Here is a 17,401-nt window from a genome sequence, read left to right on the forward strand (position 1 = left end):
CGGTGTTGCCTTCCGTTCCTGTTCGGTTCCCCTGTGTCACACGGGTGTCACTCACGGGGACCGTCGTCGCATGCCCCAGCGCCTCGATTGCATGCGCAATCGATGGTGGAAAGTGCGCTGGCTCACTGAAATTGCGGACAAACAGGGTGAAAGGCGATGCGACGGGTGCGGCCGGGCACCGGTTCAGTCGCCGGTTCAGTCGATCGACGCCGGGTCGCAGGCGTAGGAGGCGCAGAATCCGGAGAGCGCGGTCGTCAGGAGCTCCAGTTCGTCCTGGCCGCCGTCCTTCTCCAGGCCGTACGCGGCGACCGCGTAGATGAGGCCGTCCTGGGCGACGAACCGCTCGTCGTAGACGTGCCAGGGGCCGATGTCCGGCTCGCCGCTGAGCGAGTCGGCCCGGTACTCCAGGCGTTCGCCGGTGAACCCGGCCTCCTCGACGGGCTGGAGGCCCAACTGCTCGAAGCCGTCCGGCTTGGGGGTGTCGGCGGAGAGGTACAGCTCGAAGGACGCCTCGGGGGACTCCTCCGCCACCTGGTACACCTGGATTCTTCGCTTGCCGTCCGTGCTGCGGTAGTTGACCACGTCCATGCCGTACTGGGACGCCTTGGTGGTGCGCGACCAGCCCAGGGGCCGTGCGATGCGGAAGCCCTCGGCGTCCTCGTACAGCTCGTACCCGGCGGGGAGTTGGGGGGTCGAGGCGAGCGGCGAGGGCGTGTCCTCGGTCGGCGAGGGGGTGGGCGAGTCGTCGGGGCCGCTCTGCTGCGTGACGGTCGGTGTGGGCGTCGGGCTCGGGCCGCCGGCCTTGTCGTCCTCGTCACCGCCGACGACCAGTGTCAGCACCAGGGTCACGGCGACGCCGACGGCGACGACACCGCCGAGCGCGGACCACAGGAGCCGCCGGTTCGTCCCGGCGGCGGGCTCGGGAACCGTCGTCCCACCCGCTGTCGACCACGCGGCCCCCGACCACTCGGCCGACGGGACGGTCCCGCCCCCGAGCTGCTCGACCGAGGACCAGCCTCCGCCCGTGGTGCCGGGCCCGTGCCAGGTGCTGCCGTCACCGGCGGCGGGCCAGCCCGCGGGAGGGGCGGGCGGGGGCGGCGGCGGCGCGGGGACGGCGGGCGACTGAGGTTCCGCGGAACGGGGCCGCGCGGCCGGGTCGGAGTCCGGCTCCGTCCCGGCGGCCGGCGGCCACACGGGCGCGACCGGCCCCGAGGCGGACGCGGAGGTGCCGCCGGCCGGCGGGACCGCGCCCGGTCGGGCCGGCGGCGGCGGAGTGACCGGACCGGTCGCCGTCCGGCTCCCGTCCCCGTCCTCCCACCGCTGCGTCTCCTCGTTCCAGTACCGCACTCCCCCGCTCATGGCGTCCCCTTCCCACTCACCGCGTCCCCCGTTCCCGCCTCTGCCGTACGGTCCGGCTCACCGTGCCCGCCTCTGCCGTACGGTCCGGCTCACCGTGCCCGCCCCTGCCGTACGGTCCGGCTCACCGTGCCCGCACCGACGGGCACGGTACGCCTGTCCTCACAACCCCAGCAGCCCGGCCACCGCTCCCGCCGACGCGACCAGGCCGACCAGCGCCTGCGAGTCGTCCAGCAGGGCCCGCAGGCGTTCCCGACGGGTCGGCCCCGCCTGCCCCGTCGTGACGATCTCCTCCTCCGTCTCGGCCAGCGCGGTGTCCAGGGCGGCCGTCCGGTCGGTGGACCGCAGCCGCGTGAGGTCCTCGCGCAGTTCGCGTACGGCGGTCAGGAGCGCCTCGGCCGTCTCGTCCCGCTGGGGGGCCGTGCCGTGGTGGCTCTCGGCGTGCGCGTGGCTGCCGATCGCGAAGGTGCTGCCGTGGACACCGCCGCTGATGCTGACGCCCGGCTCATCCGTTGCCATTGCCACTGGCTCCCTTCTGCGGCGCGGCTCCCGCGCCGCCGGTGGTGGAGGACGCGGTGGCGTTCTTGCCGACCGCGAAGGTGCTGCCGTGGACGCCGCCCTCGACGTTCACACCGCCGCTGCTGATGTTCACGATCTTCTGGACGAACTCGCCGGTCTGGTAGCCGGATTCGGCCAGCGCGGTCAGCACGCCGTGCGCGACCCGGTCCTGGACGCTCCTGAGGTAGCGGTAGGCGTCCATCTCCTGGAAGCGGGAGCCCTCGTCCATCGAACCGAGCTCCCGCACCGACAGCGCCGGGCCGTCCGGCAGCGCGCCCGCGTGACCGCCGGTCAGCAGCTTCCACGCGTACCCCACGCCCCGGCCGAGGGTGGCGAGGGAGCGGGCCGCGGAGCCCGGCACCCGGGCCACCGCCCAGGCCGCCTTCCCGAGGACGTTGTTGTGCCGGTAGGTGTGGGCCGCGCGGTCGGCGTCCTTGAAGTCCTCGCGCACCGGCAGCAGCACATGCGGGGCGATCTCCAACATGAGCATCCGGCCCTGGGTGTGGACGCGCACGAAGACCGTGACGACCAGCTCCTCCTCCCAGCCGCCGACCCGGATCCGCAGGAAGTGCCGCCGCTTCTCGGCGCCCTCCTCGACCGCGCGCGCCCGGTGGTCCTCGAAGGCCTCCGGGTGGTACGGCGCCTCCTCGCGCCGGCGCAGCCCCTCCGCGGGCAGGAACACGCACTCGTCGATCTCCAGCCAGCGCAGCCGGTCGCGGACCGTGTGCCCGGCGAACTCGGAGGGCAGCCGCAGTTGTTCGAGCAGCGGGCGGATCTTCTCCAGGACCGCCCGGTTGTTCAGCGGGAGCTGTTCCTTCTTGCTCTCGTCGGGCCGCAGTTCGACGGCGAGCACCCAGGTCTCGTAGGCGAACCCGGCACCGCAGAAGGGCCGCTTCTCGTGGTACATGACCAGCGGCGCGTGCTGCTCGATCCGGATGCGGTCCTTGAGCCGCTGGAACCGCTGCCCCTCGGCGCGCTCGGCGGGGTCGCCGGCCGCGTCCGGGAAGCGCTGCGGGGACAGTTCGGCGGCGACGGCCCGGGCGAACTGGCCGCGCTGTGCGGCCACGCACACCGCGATCAGCGCGAAGACGACGATCAGCAGCCAGGCCTGCAGCGCGCCGACCAGCTCACTGACCCCGTCGACGTCGGGGAACAGCAGGTCGGACACGTCGGAGGGGTCGCTGTAGGAGCCGTACCCGTCGCTGTAGCCGTACGAGTCGCCGAAGGAGCCCGAGCCGCCGTAGGACGACGAGTCGTCGTCGCCTCCGCCGAACGCGACGACGAGCGCGAGGACGAGGAACGTCGCGAAGAGCAGCCGCCCCCACCAGCGCATCGCGAAGGCGGGCAGCCGCCGGTAGAGCGGCGGGTTCGCGTCCTTGCCCCGGACCCACGAGGCCGCCGCGAGCAGCAGGCTGGGGCCGAGGAACATGGCCATCAGTCCGCCGGTCAGCGGCACCCCGATCACCCACAGGCCGAGGATCAGCCCGGCCCACAGCAGCTCTTGGCGCCGGGCCCGCAGCGCGTGCGCGAGGACCCGGGCCGCGTCGAGGCCGAGCGAGGGCGCCACGATCCGCTGTTCGTTGAGATGGAGCTGCTCGATGACCCGGTCCCGGTAACCGGAATCCAGGTAGGTGCCCGCGCACAGCAGCCGGGTCGCCTCGCTGGCGTGCGGCGGCGTGACCGGGCCCGGCGGTGCCGCCTGCGGTTGCCGAGGCACAGATGTAGTAGTCACGCGACTCCCCCGATGCGTGCAAAGTCCTTGCTCAGGTCCGTTGTTGACAAACCATCAGCATAGAGGTGCGGGTGGGTCGGGGAAACCGGAATCCCGCACCCGTGGACGCCACCGCATTCCTTTGACTAGAGTCAAAGGTTATGGACCCGGTGTCGACTCAGCACGTGGCGGATCTCCGCCGGTTCAACCGCTACTTCACCCGCCGCATCGGCGCCCTGGACGACCACTACCTCGGCCAGGACCGCCCGCTCGGCGAGGCACGGCTGCTGTTCGAGATCGGCGAGGGGGTCTCGCTGCGCGAGCTCAGGACCCGCCTCGGACTGGACGCCGGATACCTGAGCCGGATGGCGAAGACCCTCCAGGCACAGGGCCTGGTCCGGGTCAGCGTCCACCCGGACGACAGCCGGCTGCGCGTGGTCGAGCTGACCCGCGCCGGACGCACCGAGCTCAAGGAGCAGAACCGCCGGGCCGACGCCGTCGCCGCCGGCCTGCTCGACGGGCTCACCACGGCCCAGCGGGACCGGCTCGCCGAGGCGATGGACACCGCCCAGCGCCTGCTGCGCCTGGCCGCCATCACCGTCGCCCCGGTCGACGGCGCCGCCCCCGACGCCCGCGCCTGCCTCGACGCCTACGCCGCCGACATCGACGCCCGCTTCCCGGAGGGCTTCGACCCGTCCGACCTGGTGCGCCCCGAGGAGGTCTCGGGCGAGGCGGGCGCGTTCTTCGTGGCGTACGAGGAGGGCCGCCCCGTGGGCTGCGGGGCGCTGCGCCGGCTGGAGCCGGGGGTCGGCGAGCTCCGCCATGTGTGGGTGCACCCCGACGTCCGCCGCCTGGGCCTCGCCCGCCGGATCCTCGCCGCCCTGGAGACGGAGGCCGCCGCCCGCGGTCTCACCGTCCTGCGGCTCGACACCCACGCGTCGCTCACCGAGGCGCAGACGATGTACCGGGCGAGCGGCTACAGGGAGATCCCGCCCTACAGCGAGCACGCCTACGGCGACCACTGGTTCGAGAAGCGGCTGTCGGGCCCGGCGAGCTGACCACCCCGGCCTACGGAGACCTACAGAGACCTACAGACACCCACGACATCCGGAGAATCACGCACTATCGCGTTCGGCCGGGAACGAGTACTATCGCGTTCGTTCCGTTGCCCAGGCGACGGTCCAACCGCCCCAGCCCGCGCCCCAGTTGACCAGAGGAGCCGCCGTGCCCTCCCTGCTGAACCCGGTCTTCGGCCTGCTGATGCTCCGCGCGGGCACCGGAGGCGAGACGGTCACAGGCCCCGAGGTCCGGCCCGGCCCGGCCCCTCGTACGTGTGCGCGGCGCGGGGTCACGAGCCGTCCGGTGCGGGCGAGGGGTGCGTCCTGGGCGGCACCGGAGCAGCGGGGCGGGACGGGAGCACGGTGGGCCGGCGGGTCCGCTGCTCACCGGCCCCGACTCCCCCGGCTGCCCACCGGCGCCGAGGGCCGCTCGGCGGACCCGGTGAACCGGGTGTGCTCCGCCCGGCACCGGCCGCTCAGACGCACTCCGTGTCCGCCGGGCAGAAGGAGGCCAGCGCCCTGGTGAGCGGCTCGCGCACCACGGCGGGCGAGAGGGAGACGGGGCCCGTCGCGCGGATCGCGTACAGCGTCCCGTCGGCGGCCTGGAAGCGGTGGTCGACGACCCGGCGCGCGCCGAGGTCCTTGTCCTCGTAGCGGTAGACGAGCTCGGCCCAGGTGGTGCCGGAGGCCCGGTCGAGGACCTGGTAGCCGGGCTGGCGGGCGAAGCCGTAGCCGGGGTCGTGCTCGGCCAGGTCGAGGGACTGGGCCGGGGTGTCCTCCGCGATCCGGAAGACCTGGAGCCGGCGGCCGTCGGCGGGGGCCGCGTAGAGGACGACCGGAGCCTCCCCGCCCTGCTTCTCGGTGCGGGTCCAGCCCAGCGGGACGTCGACGGTGTAGCCGACGGGGTCGTGGACCCGGCGGTATCCCGCGGCGGTGGAGGCGGAGGGGGACGGTGTCGGTGAGGGGGACGCGGTGACACCCGGGGTCGGACCGGCGTCCGTGCGGGTGCCGGACCCGAGGGCGGTGTCCCGCAGGAGCCACCAGACACCGGTACCGACCGCGACCCCGACCAGGACGGCCACCGCGAGGGCGGCGAGGACCCGCCGGATGCGGTGAGGCGCGGGCGCGGGAGCCGGGGGCGCCGGCGTGACCGGGGTCCAGGGCGGGGCGGGCGACGCCTGCGTCCCGGACGTCGCCCAGGGCGGCGCGAAGGAGGTCTGCGTCTCCGCGGAGGCCCAGGGCGGGGCGGTCCCCGGCTCCTCCGAGCCCCAGGCCGACCGGCCTCTCTCCTCGCTCGGACCGTGTCCCGCCCCGGAACCGGAGCTGTAGCCGTTCCAGCCGTTCATCGCGAACCCCCCGAATCACCCCACCGGGCAAGACTTCGACCGTAGGGCGGAAAACGGCCACGGGCCCTGTTCCGGTGGGAACCGGAACAGGGCCCGTGCAGGCTCGTGACAGAGTCGTCGAGAAGACCCCGCCGACGGACGCCGGGAGGACTCAGATGAGGCCGAGCGCGCGGACCGCCTCGCGCTCCTCCTCCAGCTCCTTGACGGAGGCGTCGATGCGGGCGCGGGAGAACTCGTTGATGTCCAGGCCCTGGACGATCTCGTAGACGCCGTCCTTGGTGGTGACCGGGAAGGAGGAGATCAGGCCCTGCGGGACGCCGTAGGAGCCGTCCGACGGGATACCCATGGAGGTCCAGTCGCCGTCCGCGGTGCCGTTGACCCAGGTGTGCACGTGGTCGATGGCGGCGTTGGCGGCCGAGGCGGCGGAGGACGCGCCCCGGGCCTCGATGATCGCGGCACCGCGCTTGGCGACGGTCGGGATGAAGTCCTCGGCCAGCCACTTCTCGTCGTTGACGGTCTCGGCGGCGTTCTTGCCGGCGACCGTGGCGTGGAAGATGTCCGGGTACTGGGTGGCGGAGTGGTTGCCCCAGATGGTCAGCCGCTTGATGTCGGCGACCGTGGTGCCCGTCTTCTTCGCGAGCTGGGTCAGCGCGCGGTTGTGGTCGAGGCGGGTCATCGCGGTGAAGCGCTCGGCCGGTACGTCCGGGGCGGCGGCCTGGGCGATCAGCGCGTTGGTGTTGGCCGGGTTGCCCACCACGAGGATCTTCACGTCGTCCGCGGCGTGGTCGTTGATGGCCTTGCCCTGCGGCTTGAAGATGCCGCCGTTGGCCTCCAGCAGGTCACCGCGCTCCATGCCCTTGGTGCGGGGGCGGGCGCCGACGAGCAGGCCGACATTGGTGCCGTCGAAGGCGACGTTCGGGTCGTCCGTGATGTCGATGCCCTGGAGCAGCGGGAAGGCGCAGTCGTCGAGCTCCATCGCGGTGCCCTCGGCGGCCTTGAGCGCCGGGGTGATCTCCAGGAGGCGAAGCTTGACCGGCACGTCAGCGCCGAGGAGCTGGCCCGAGGCGATGCGGAAGAGCAGGGCGTAACCGATCTGGCCGGCCGCGCCGGTGACGGTGACGTTCACGGGAGTGCGGGTCATGGCGTTCTCCGTATGACAGACGGCAGTGGGGCGTCCCTGCCCCGGACGTTTGATCGATCTCTCGGCGTCAAGAGATCTCCAGCGGTCAGGCTATCGCGCATCCGGGATCCCGGACGTCCGGCCCCCTGTGGCCCAGCCCACACACCGCGCGCACCGCCGCCCCGACAGAAGAGGCGGCCGCCCGTCCGGGAGAGGGGGGACGGAGGCGGCCGCCGTATGGGGGTACCGTTTCCGGACTCCCGTGGGGGTACGTTTCGCGTGCCCTGGATTCAACAGTCCATGCGCACTCCGGGAAAATTCACCCACCCGGGGGCGCGGGGAACCGCGCGACAAGCCGCGACGCACCCGCGGCCGACCCGAAGACCCCCGGCACCCTCTCAGCCGGTGCAACCCCGCTGCCCCGAGGCCAGCGTCACGCACGCCTTCGCCTCGCCCGCGTCCTTCACGGCGACCATCGGCGTGTAGGCGATCGTGTCCCCGGCCTCCGTGATGCTCCCGCTCTGCTCGGCGACCTTGCCCGCGCTCACCTCGACCTTGTCGCCCTGCCCGGCCTGGGTGACCCGCCCCCAGGCCGCCCCGCAGGTCTTGCTGTAGCGCACCTCGACCACGGCCGCCCCGACCGTCGCGGTCTTGGCGGTCGTCACGAGGTTGCCGCTGCACCCCATGGCCTCGGCGTCCTTGCCGGTGCACCCCTGACCGCTGCACTTCACGCCGGGGGGCAGCGGGACGGAGGCACTGGCGGACGGCGACGGCGACTTCTCGGCCTTGTTCTTCTTGTCGCCGCCCGGGTCGGTCAGGAAGAACACGGCGGCGACCACGACCAGCACCCCCACGACCCCCGCGAGGAACATCGTCAGCCGCCGCTTGCCCCGGCCGGAACCACCGGAGCCACCGGAACCGCCGGAGCCTCCGGCCGCACCGGGGGCCCCGGCACCGGGACGCGCGTCCTGCGGCTGGTCGTACGGCCCGGGCGTCCCCGGAGTCCACCCCGGCCCGCCCGCGGAGGCCGGCCCGGTCGGAGCCGTACGCCCCGGCGCCTGCGACGGCCCCTGGTACCCGGCCACTCCCCAGGAGTTGGACCCCGAGGACCCGGCGCGCCGCGCCTCCGCGCTGTCGTTCTCCGAGGCCATCGGCTGGGGCGGCACCGTCGGTGCGACCCCCGCCGGTCCCGCCACCCCGGGCGTCGCCGTCGCGCTGCCGCTCCTGCGGGCCGTCCTGCCACCCTTGGCGTTCGCGGGCGGCGCCCCGAACTCGCCGAGCGCGGCCCGCGCCTGGGAGATCCGGATGGCCTCCATGGTCATGTCGTGGCGCATCTCCGAACGGCTCCAGGCGCGTTCGGCGAGCTCCCACATCGTGGTCAGGTGCACCGGATTGGTGCCGGTGACCTCGGCCAGGGCGACGATCGCACCCTTCGGCGCGAGCAGCCGGCCGTTCAGATACCGCTCCCAGGACGTCTTGCTGTAACCCGTGCGGTCGGCGACGGCCGCGATGCTCAGGCCGCTGCGGTCCACGAGCCGCCGCAACTGGCTCGCGAACTCCCTGACCTGCGGATCCAGTTCATCCGGCAAGGCCCTCCAACGAGGCATTGCTCCCCCTCTTCCCCCCGGTCGGTGCTGGCTGTTCCCCGCTCTTCCCCCTGCCACAAGGATCTCAGCTCCCCGGGCGGGGGCGCACGGGAGCATCCGCAAGTTCGACACGTTAGCCGTGCTGTCGAACAGCTCCCCGTCAAATACGCAAACCCGTCGATACATCGTCACAGGCGGAACACACCGGAGATAACGGCCGTCACCCGCGTCCCGCCTCACCCGGACGCAACGGCCCCGGCCACCCCGAGCAGCAGGACGAGCACGAGCAGGAGCGCGGCGGCCAGCAGGAGGCGGTTCATGCCGTTCGCGCGCCCCTGCGGGGGCTCGTCCCACCAGGGCAGGGTGGGGTCCTCCTCGTACCGCTCGTCCGTCCCGGCCGCCTCGCCCCCGGCGGCCGGCGCGGGGGCCGTCGCCGGGCGGGGCCAGGCCTGGACCGCCAGTTCCCAGCGCACCCCGAAGCGCTCGGCGTCCAGGGTGTCGAGGCCCGCGATCCGGCACAGGGCGGCGACGGCCTGACGGGGCGGGGGCTGGGTGGCGTTCAGATAGCGGTGCCAGGACGACTTGCTGTACGCGGTGCGGGCGCCGAGCGCGACGAGGCTGAGCCCCGTGCGGTCCTTGAGCTGCCTGAGCTGCTCCACGAAATGCCGTACCTCCGGCGGCAGATCGTCGGGCAGCGCCTGCCAGCCACTCATCGCCCACCTCCGCGGCGTCCTCACCTGTTCCAGGCAAGTGACGACGTCACAGCCCTGATCGGTTCCTGCTCCGGGGCCGGCTGTGGCACGTCTCGCACACCGTGCCGGAACCGTCACCGCTGTGCCACAGCGAACGGACAGCGGTTGAACAGGTGGTTCACGGCACGGGAGGCTGGGGGGTGTCGGCGGTCCGTCCCTCGTCGGGGGTGGGGGCGGACCGCCGGCCCGCCGCGGTCAACTGCTGCTGACGGTGAAGTGCAGGGTGTCCTTGAGGAAGGGGATCTCCAGCCAGGGGTTCGGCTGCACCATCATCGCCAGCAGGACGATCGCGGTGCCGAGCACGCCGTAGGTGGCGATGTCGGTGAAGCGGGAGCGGACGGCGAGCATGCCGACGTCCGGCAGCAGCCAGCGCAGCACGCCACCGGCGAGCAGGGCGAGACCGACGAACAGGGTGCCGTAGCGGAACTGGTCGAGGGCGGTCAGCAGCAGCCCGAGCCCCACCACGGACAGCACGGCGAGCACCGGCCACTGCCGGGCGGGCGCCGGGGCGTCCCGCGGGGCGGCACGGCCGCCGCCCTCGGGCCGCGCGGTGTCCCGGGTGAACAGCGGGAAGCGCCGGGTCACCCGGCGCGGCCGCCCGTCGGCGCCGGGCGCGCTGATCGCGTCCCGCACGACGAGCTCGGCCTGCTCCTCGGGCTCCGCCACCTCGTCCGTCCCGTCCTCGGCACGCCGGGCGGCACCGTCGTCACCGCCGTCGGCCCGTGCCGCGTCGGAGGCCACGCCGGCCTTCCGGGAATCCCGCTCCGCGCCTGCGGTCACCGACTCCTCGTCCCCGGCCTGCCGCCGTCCGCGCATCTCGGCGGACGTCGCAGCGGCCTCCTCATGAGTACCCTCCGCCGGGGTCTCCCCCGGCGTCGCGCCCCGCTGTCCGGGGTTCCGTGCCTCAGCCGACACCGCGCTCCGCCGCCTCGACCACGTTGACGAGCAACTGGGCGCGGGTCATCGGGCCGACGCCGCCCGGGTTCGGGGAGACGAAGCCGGCGACCTCGGCGACGCCGGGGTGGACGTCGCCCACGATCTTCCCCTCGGCGTTGCGGGAGACACCGACGTCGAGGACCGCGGCGCCCGGCTTGACGTCCTCGGGGCGGATCAGGTGCGCCGATCCGGCGGCGGCGACGATGATGTCCGCGCGCTTCAGGTGGGACGACAGGTCACGGGTGCCGGTGTGGCACTGGGTCACCGTGGCGTTCTCGCTGCGCCGGGTGAGCAGCAGCGGCATGGGGCGGCCGATCGTCACGCCACGACCGACGACCACCACCTCCGCGCCCTTGATCTCGACGCCGTAGCGACGGAGCAGGGTCAGCACGCCGTTGGGGGTGCAGGGCAGCGGCGCCGGCTCGTTGAGGACGAGGCGGCCGAGGTTCATGGGGTGCAGCCCGTCCGCGTCCTTGTCCGGGTCCATGAGCTCCAGGATGCGGTTCTCGTCGATGCCCTTGGGCAGCGGCAACTGGACGATGTAGCCGGTGCACGCCGGGTCGTCGTTCAGTTCGCGGACGACCGCCTCGATCTCCTCCTGCGTGGCCGTCTCCGGCAGTTCACGCTGGATGGAGGCGATGCCGACCTCCGCGCAGTCGCGGTGCTTGCCCGCGACGTACTTCTGGCTGCCGGGGTCGCTCCCGACGAGGATCGTGCCGAGGCCGGGCGTGACGCCCTTCTCCTTCAGCGCCGCCACGCGGGCGGTCAGATCGGACTTGATCGCGGCTGCGGTGGCCTTGCCATCGAGAATCTGGGCGGTCATGCCCCCATCCTCCCGGATGACCCGGCCCCGGTTCCAATCAGGGTTCCACCACGGCCGCGGCCAAGATCGACGAGGTTGCACTTGCACAACACATACCGAATGAGGCTGGACAACAACACACCTGCCTAGAACGATGTCTGGCGCAGTATCGCGGTATCGCGGTTGGTGTTCGGGGGGCAGACCGCTCAGACACGACGTTCCTCCGCGCAGTCCGCATTGTCCCCAGCTTGGCCGACGGAGGATCCCATGAGTTTCGGCTCGCCCAACAACCCTTACGAGAAGCCGCAGAACCCGCAGAACCCCCAGCAGCAGCCGCCCCAGCAGCCCGGGTACGGCTACCCCCAGCAGCAGCCGCAGCAGCCCGGGTACGGCTACCCTCAGCAGGCCCCGCAGCAGGCTCCGCAGGGTGTGCCGCCGCAGCAGGGTTACCCGCAGCAGCAGGGCTATCCGCAGCAGCCGGGTTACGGCTACCCGCAGGCGCCGCAGGTCCCGGCCTCCGCCTACGGCTACCCGCAGCAGCCGGGCTACGGCATGCAGCCCCCGTACGCCAACTGGGGCCAGCGCTTCCTCGGCACCCTCGTCGACATGCTCGTCTTCGCGGTCCCGTACGTCCTCGTCGGCGTCGGCGCGGCCAACAAGACCCCGGCCCTGGTGATCATCGGCTACCTCGCCGTCATCGGCCTCGCGATCTGGCTGCTGATCATGGAGGGCCGCACCGGCCAGACGCTCGGCAAGAAGGCGCTCGGCATCCGCCTGGTGCGGGAGAGCGACGGACAGCCCCTCGGTGTCGGCATGGCCTTCGTCCGCCGTCTCGCGCACTTCCTGGACAGCCTCGCGTGCTACCTCGGCTGGCTGTGGCCGGCCTGGGACGCCAAGCGCCAGACCTTCGCGGACAAGGTCTGCTCGTCGATCGTCATCCGCACCAACTGAGCATCTGCGCGGCACAGTCGGGGGCGGACCACCGCATCGCCCTCCCACCGCACCTCCCCCGGGGCCGTGTCAGACCGTGACACGGCCCCGGGGCGTCACCTGCGCCACGTTCCCCTCGTATCCCGGAACTCGCCGCCGCCGGGGCGCTAGCCTCTCTTCCGTCAACTGGTGTGACGTGAGAGCACGTTGAGGTACGAAGAGGCAGGTCGGGGGGACCGTGACAGACATACCGGCGGCCGGGGGCACCGCGCTGCGGCAGGCGGGGGCGGTACCGCTGCTGCCCGCCGACCCGGCGCGCATCGGCCCCTACGTCCCGCTCGGGCTGCTCGGCAGCGGCGGCATGGGCCGGGTCTACATGGCCCGGCGCGCCGACGACTCCCCGGGACTCGCCGCGGTGAAGGTGATCCGGCCCGAGTACGCCGAGGGCCCGGACTTCCGGCGGCGGTTCGAGCGGGAGGCCGCCGTGCACGGCCGGGTCCGCACCCCGCGCGCTCCGCACCTGCTGGGCACCGGGTTCGACGACGCGCTGCTGTGGATGGCCACCGAGTACCTGCCCGGCCTCAGCCTCGCCGAGGCCGTCCGCGAGTGCGGGCTGCCGGGGCCGGCCGGGGTGTGGCGGCTGGTGGCGGAGCTCGGAGAGGCCCTGTCGGCGCTGGCCGCCGCCGGCGTCGTGCACCGGGACCTCAAGCCGTCCAACGTGGTGCTGTCCCCGCGGGGCGCGCACGTCATCGACTTCGGCATCTCCCGCGCGGCCGACAGCAGCGCGATCACCACGACCGGCAACCGGGTCGGCACGGCCGCGTACATGGCGCCCGAGTACCTGCGCGAGGGCCGCTGCGACGCCGCCTCCGACGTCTTCTCCCTCGGCTGCACCATCGTCTACGCCGCCACCGGGCACGCCCCCTTCGGCGACGGGACCGGCGTGGACGTGATGCACCGGGTCGCCTTCGAGGCGCCCGACACCGAGGTCATGGCCGAACTCGCCCGGACGGACCCGGCGTTGGCCGCGCTGCTGTCCGCCTGCCTGGCCAAGGACCCCGCCGGGCGCCCCGCCCCGCGGGGACTGATCGACGCGGCCGCCGCCGCCGGGTACGGCCGCGCGTCCGACTGGCACGAACCGCTGGCCGTCCGGCTCCGCGAACGGCAGCAGGGCTGCGCGGTGCTGGAGGGCGGACCCGTGCGGCAGTCCCCGCACTTCCGCACCCCCATGGCGCCGCTGCTCGCGACGGTCGCCGCTCCGGCCGGCGGGACCGGCAGCCGGCGCAGGCCCCTCCTGGCCGCCGTCGCGGGGATCGCCGTCGGCGCCGTGGCCGTCGGCGCCTTCCTGCTCACCCGTCCCGGCCCCGACGCCGCGGCCGCCGCCGCCCCGACGGGCTCCGGCGGTGTCGCGGCCTCCGCCGCACCGACCTCCTCCGGGCCCGGCGCCTCGCCCTCGCCGTCCGCCACGGGCAAGGGCAGGAAGAAGGACAAGGGCGAGGAACGGCAGGCCGTCGCCGAGGCGAGCAGCCGTGCGCCGGACAGCACGCCGTCGGCGACCCGCACCACGGGCGGCGGCAGCGCGGACGGGGGCGGCGGCAGCAAGGCGCCCACCCCCACCGCCACCGTGACGAGGACGGCGGCGCCCCCGGCCACCCCCGCCTGGATCTCCGGCTGCACCTACTACTCGGGCACCGAACTCACCGACTACGGCGACAAGGGCCAGCGGGTCGTCCAGGTGCAGTGCATGCTCACCAAGCGCGGCTACGGCGTGGGCGGTTCGGGCGTGGACGGCGAGTTCGGCAGGGACACCCAGGCGGCGGTCAAGCAGTTCCAGGGCGCCAAGGGCCTGGAGGTGGACGGCCAGGTGGGTCCCAACACATGGGCGGCGCTGCGCAGTTCGACATGACACAGGGGCGGCTCCGTTCGGAAGCCGCCCCTGTGGTCAGGTGTCTCAGTGGAAGAAGTGGCGCGTCCCCGTGAAGTACATGGTGACGCCGGCCTTCTTCGCGGCCTCGACGACGAGTTCGTCACGGACCGAGCCGCCCGGCTGGACGACCGCCTTCACGCCGGCCTCCAGGAGGACCTCCAGGCCGTCCGGGAAGGGGAAGAAGGCGTCCGAGGCGGCGTACGAGCCCTGCGCGCGCTCGGCGCCGGCCCGCTCGACGGCGAGCTTCGCGGAGTCGACGCGGTTGACCTGGCCCATGCCGACGCCGACCGAGGCGCCGTCCTTGGCGAGCAGGATGGCGTTGGACTTGACGGCCCGGCAGGCCCGCCAGGCGAAGGAGAGCTCCGCCAGCTCGTCGGCGCTCAGCGCCTCGCCGGTCGCCAGGGTCCAGTTCGCCGGGTCGTCGCCCTCGGCCTGGAGCCGGTCGGTGACCTGGAGGAGCGCGCCGCCGTCGATGGGCTTGACCTCGGCGGGGTGCGCGGGCGCGGCCGGGGCCTTCAGCACGCGGATGTTCTTCTTCTTGGCGAGGGCCTCGAGGGCGCCGTCCTCGTAGTCGGGGGCGACGATGACCTCGGTGAAGATCTCGGCGACCTGCTCCGCCATCTCCTTGGAGACCGGACGGTTCACCGCGATCACACCGCCGAACGCCGACAGCGGGTCGCACGCGTGCGCCTTGCGGTGCGCCTCGGCTACGTCCGAACCGACCGCGATACCGCACGGGTTGGCGTGCTTGATGATCGCCACGGCCGGCTCGGCGTGGTCGTACGCGGCACGGCGGGCGGCGTCCGTGTCCGTGTAGTTGTTGTACGACATCTCCTTGCCGTGGAGCTGCTCGGCCTCGGCGAGACCGACGCCGGTGCCGTCGACGTAGAGCGCGGCCGGCTGGTGCGGGTTCTCGCCGTAGCGCAGGGTGCTCTTGCGCTCCAGGGCGGCGGCGACGAACTCGGGGAACGGGGAGTCGTCCGCGGGCGCGTAGGCGCTGGCGAACCAGCTCGACACCGCGATGTCGTACTCGGCGGTGTGCCGGAAGGCCTCGGCGGCGAGCCGCTTGCGGGCGGCGAGGTCGAAGCCGCCGTCCTTGACCGCGGCGAGGACGTCGGCGTAGCGCTCGGGGCTGGTGACGACGGCGACCGAGGGGTGGTTCTTGGCGGCGGCGCGCACCATGGACGGCCCGCCGATGTCGATCTGCTCGACGCACTCGTCGGGGCTCGCGCCGGAGGCGACGGTCTCGCGGAACGGGTAGAGGTTCACCACGACGAGGTCGAACGGCTCCACACCGAGCTCCGCGAGCTGCTCGCGGTGGCTGTCGAGGCGCAGGTCGGCGAGGATGCCGGCGTGCACGCGCGGGTGCAGGGTCTTGACCCGGCCGTCCAGGCACTCGGGGAAGCCGGTGAGCTCCTCGACCTTGGTGACAGGGACGCCGGCGGCGGCGATACGGCCCGCGGTGGACCCGGTGGAGACGAGCTCCACGCCCGCCTCGTGCAGGCCGCGCGCGAGGTCTTCGAGGCCGGTCTTGTCGTAGACGCTGATGAGCGCCCTGCGAAGGGGCCGCTTGTTCTCGGCGGTCACTGGATAACTACCTTTCGTCCCTCAATGCGATAGCCGTTGCGGGCGAGCCGCCCCACGACCTCGACGAGCAGCCTTCGCTCGACTTCCTTGATGCGCTCGTGCAGAGCGCTCTCGTCGTCCTCGTCCCGGATCTCCACCACGCCCTGGGCGATGATCGGTCCGGTGTCGACGCCGTCGTCGACGAAGTGGACGGTGCAGCCGGTGACCCTGGCTCCGTACGCGAGCGCGTCACGGACGCCGTGGGCGCCGGGAAAACTGGGCAGCAGCGCGGGGTGGGTGTTCACGAACCGCCCGCCGAAGCGCGCGAGGAACTCCTTGCCCACGATCTTCATGAACCCGGCGGACACCACGAGGTCGGGTTCGTGCGCGGAGACCGCCTCGGCGAGGGCGGCGTCCCACTCCTCGCGGCTCCCGAAGTCCTTGACCCTGCACACGAAGGTCGGCAGCCCGGCCCGCTCGGCCCGCGCGAGGCCCTCGATGTTCTCGCGGTCGGCCCCGACGGCCACGATCTCGGCGCCGTACGCCTCGGTGCCGGTCGCCGCAATGGTGTCCAGCAGCGCCTGGAGGTTCGTACCGGATCCGGAGACCAGCACGACCAGGCGCTGAACCGGCCTGGCCTGCTCGGCCACGGGCTTGGCGGCCACGGCGGGGCCCTTTCTCGGGGGAGCGTCTTCCTACGGTCGACGCTTTGTACATTCATACGAATGCTTCGGGCCCGGGGATACGGGGAAGTCTACGAAGCGGCCGACCGTCAGCAACGATACCGGCACACCGGACGGCCCCCGTGGGACGGGGGCGTGGCCGGAAGGTAGCGTCTGCACGGAGCCGGTCCGGGAACGCGGGTGGTGCGCGGTGCGTTCACGGGGTGACGGCTCATGCCGGACGCTTCACGTACTCGACGGACTCCAAGGGGAAGACGCTCACTTGATGTCGGACCGCAGCCTGCGACTCCTCACGCTCTCCCAGCAGTCGGTGCGGGGAGGGGAGCGCAGCGGCGTGCTGCTGCGGGAGCAGCCCGCCTCCCCGCCGGATGCCCCTTCCTCCGGCAAGAAGAACGGCGAGGGGCAGGGCGGTCAGGCCGAGGACGACAACCCCTTCGCCCCGCCGCCGGAGGGCACCCCCGACCGCCCGTGGCAGCCGCGCCGCCCCGAGGGCTCGGACGACGGCGACGGCGACGGCCGCACCCCATGGGGCAGCCAGTGGAGCGACCGCCAGCCGGGCCGCTCCGACAGCGGCTTCGGCGAGCGCCCGGGCGCGAACCCCGGCAGCGGTCCGCAGGGGACGGGCAGCGCGGGACCAGGTCCGCGCTGGGACCCGACGGACCCCTCCCAGCGCCGCGCCCGCTACGCCCTGCTGTGCGGCATGTGGGCCTTCTTCTTCGTCCTGTTCGGCTGGCCGTACGTGAGCCTGCTGCTGGGCGCGCTGGCCCTGTACTGGGGCGGCAGCGCCCTGCGTGCCAAGCCCCGCACCCCGGACCCGGACACGCCCGCCCCGCCGCAGTCCGCCCGCCCGCAGACCACCGCGGCGATCAGCGGTCTGGTCACGGCCTCGCTGGCCATCGTGCTGGTCGCCGCGAGCTTCACCGCGAGGCTCGTCTACAGCGACTACTACACCTGCACGAACGACGCCCTCACCAACGCGGCCGAGAAGTCCTGCACCGATCTGCTCCCGAAGGAGCTCCGGGGACTGCTGAGCACGAACGGCTGACGTGGGGGCGCGGCGTCGGTAGCTG

At 73.1% G+C, this 17,401-nt stretch carries 15 protein-coding genes; 4 read left to right on the top strand and 11 right to left on the bottom strand.

The window, feature by feature from the left end; all coding sequences use genetic code 11:
- Positions 1-195 precede the first annotated feature (195 nt).
- The 3 genes from ACZ66S_RS07745 to ACZ66S_RS07755 all read right to left on the bottom strand — a co-directional run bounded on the left by ACZ66S_RS07745 (position 196) and on the right by ACZ66S_RS07755 (position 3,646).
- Positions 196-1,359, bottom strand: a complete 1,164-nt coding sequence (locus ACZ66S_RS07745; RefSeq protein WP_469900438.1) for a hypothetical protein — start codon at positions 1,357-1,359, stop codon at positions 196-198.
- A gap of 159 nt (positions 1,360-1,518) precedes the next feature.
- Positions 1,519-1,875, bottom strand: coding sequence for a hypothetical protein (locus ACZ66S_RS07750; protein WP_469900440.1), 357 nt, complete (start codon positions 1,873-1,875; stop codon positions 1,519-1,521).
- The gene (locus ACZ66S_RS07755; RefSeq protein WP_469900441.1) at positions 1,862-3,646 is read right to left on the bottom strand and encodes a hypothetical protein; all 1,785 of its coding nucleotides are present in this window, start codon (positions 3,644-3,646) and stop codon (positions 1,862-1,864) included. Before ACZ66S_RS07755 ends, ACZ66S_RS07750 begins: the two co-directional genes overlap by 14 nt.
- 140 nt (positions 3,647-3,786) lie before the next feature.
- Between ACZ66S_RS07755 and ACZ66S_RS07760 the strand changes: the two genes are divergently transcribed.
- Complete coding sequence (locus tag ACZ66S_RS07760; protein WP_469900442.1) at positions 3,787-4,683, top strand: bifunctional helix-turn-helix transcriptional regulator/GNAT family N-acetyltransferase; 897 nt, start codon at positions 3,787-3,789, stop codon at positions 4,681-4,683.
- Positions 4,684-5,159: 476 nt separating this feature from the next.
- On the opposite strand, the gene ACZ66S_RS07765 is transcribed toward ACZ66S_RS07760, so the two are convergent.
- The 6 genes from ACZ66S_RS07765 to ACZ66S_RS07790 all read right to left on the bottom strand — a co-directional run bounded on the left by ACZ66S_RS07765 (position 5,160) and on the right by ACZ66S_RS07790 (position 11,246).
- Entirely contained in the window at positions 5,160-6,029 is an 870-nt protein-coding gene (locus ACZ66S_RS07765; protein WP_469900444.1) for a hypothetical protein, read from the bottom strand.
- Between the two features lie 151 nt (positions 6,030-6,180).
- The gene (locus ACZ66S_RS07770; protein WP_469900445.1) at positions 6,181-7,170 is read right to left on the bottom strand and encodes a malate dehydrogenase; all 990 of its coding nucleotides are present in this window, start codon (positions 7,168-7,170) and stop codon (positions 6,181-6,183) included.
- A gap of 377 nt (positions 7,171-7,547) precedes the next feature.
- A complete protein-coding gene (locus ACZ66S_RS07775; RefSeq protein WP_469900447.1) occupies positions 7,548-8,738 on the bottom strand; it encodes a helix-turn-helix domain-containing protein in 1,191 nt (396 codons plus the stop codon).
- Positions 8,739-8,971: 233 nt separating this feature from the next.
- Positions 8,972-9,448 carry a helix-turn-helix domain-containing protein gene (locus ACZ66S_RS07780; protein ID WP_469900449.1) on the bottom strand — a complete coding sequence of 159 codons (477 nt, stop codon included), beginning with the start codon at positions 9,446-9,448 and terminating at the stop codon, positions 8,972-8,974.
- A 234-nt stretch (positions 9,449-9,682) separates the two neighbouring features.
- On the bottom strand, positions 9,683-10,303 hold the full coding sequence (locus tag ACZ66S_RS07785; protein WP_469900451.1) for a DUF3017 domain-containing protein: 621 nt from the start codon (positions 10,301-10,303) through the stop codon (positions 9,683-9,685).
- 88 nt (positions 10,304-10,391) lie between these two features.
- Complete coding sequence (locus ACZ66S_RS07790; protein ID WP_469900453.1) at positions 10,392-11,246, bottom strand: bifunctional methylenetetrahydrofolate dehydrogenase/methenyltetrahydrofolate cyclohydrolase; 855 nt, start codon at positions 11,244-11,246, stop codon at positions 10,392-10,394.
- 246 nt (positions 11,247-11,492) lie between these two features.
- Here ACZ66S_RS07790 and ACZ66S_RS07795 point away from each other — a divergent pair, with 246 nt between their 5' ends.
- Positions 11,493-12,176 (top strand): RDD family protein, encoded by a 684-nt coding sequence (locus tag ACZ66S_RS07795; RefSeq protein WP_469900455.1) that lies wholly within the window; start codon positions 11,493-11,495, stop codon positions 12,174-12,176.
- Between the two features lie 217 nt (positions 12,177-12,393).
- On the top strand, positions 12,394-14,061 hold the full coding sequence (locus tag ACZ66S_RS07800) for a protein kinase domain-containing protein (protein WP_469900457.1): 1,668 nt from the start codon (positions 12,394-12,396) through the stop codon (positions 14,059-14,061).
- 45 nt (positions 14,062-14,106) lie between these two features.
- On the opposite strand, the gene purH is transcribed toward ACZ66S_RS07800, so the two are convergent.
- The gene (gene purH, locus ACZ66S_RS07805; RefSeq protein ID WP_469900458.1) at positions 14,107-15,669 is read right to left on the bottom strand and encodes a bifunctional phosphoribosylaminoimidazolecarboxamide formyltransferase/IMP cyclohydrolase; all 1,563 of its coding nucleotides are present in this window, start codon (positions 15,667-15,669) and stop codon (positions 14,107-14,109) included.
- Complete coding sequence (purN, locus tag ACZ66S_RS07810; protein ID WP_469900459.1) at positions 15,666-16,313, bottom strand: phosphoribosylglycinamide formyltransferase; 648 nt, start codon at positions 16,311-16,313, stop codon at positions 15,666-15,668. The genes purH and purN overlap by 4 nt, the downstream gene beginning before the upstream one ends.
- 283 nt (positions 16,314-16,596) lie before the next feature.
- Here purN and ACZ66S_RS07815 point away from each other — a divergent pair, with 283 nt between their 5' ends.
- A complete protein-coding gene (locus tag ACZ66S_RS07815) occupies positions 16,597-17,376 on the top strand; it encodes a hypothetical protein (RefSeq protein WP_469900460.1) in 780 nt (259 codons plus the stop codon).
- Positions 17,377-17,401 lie beyond the last annotated feature (25 nt).

This window comes from Streptomyces sp. NPDC107471, from assembly GCF_055582845.1.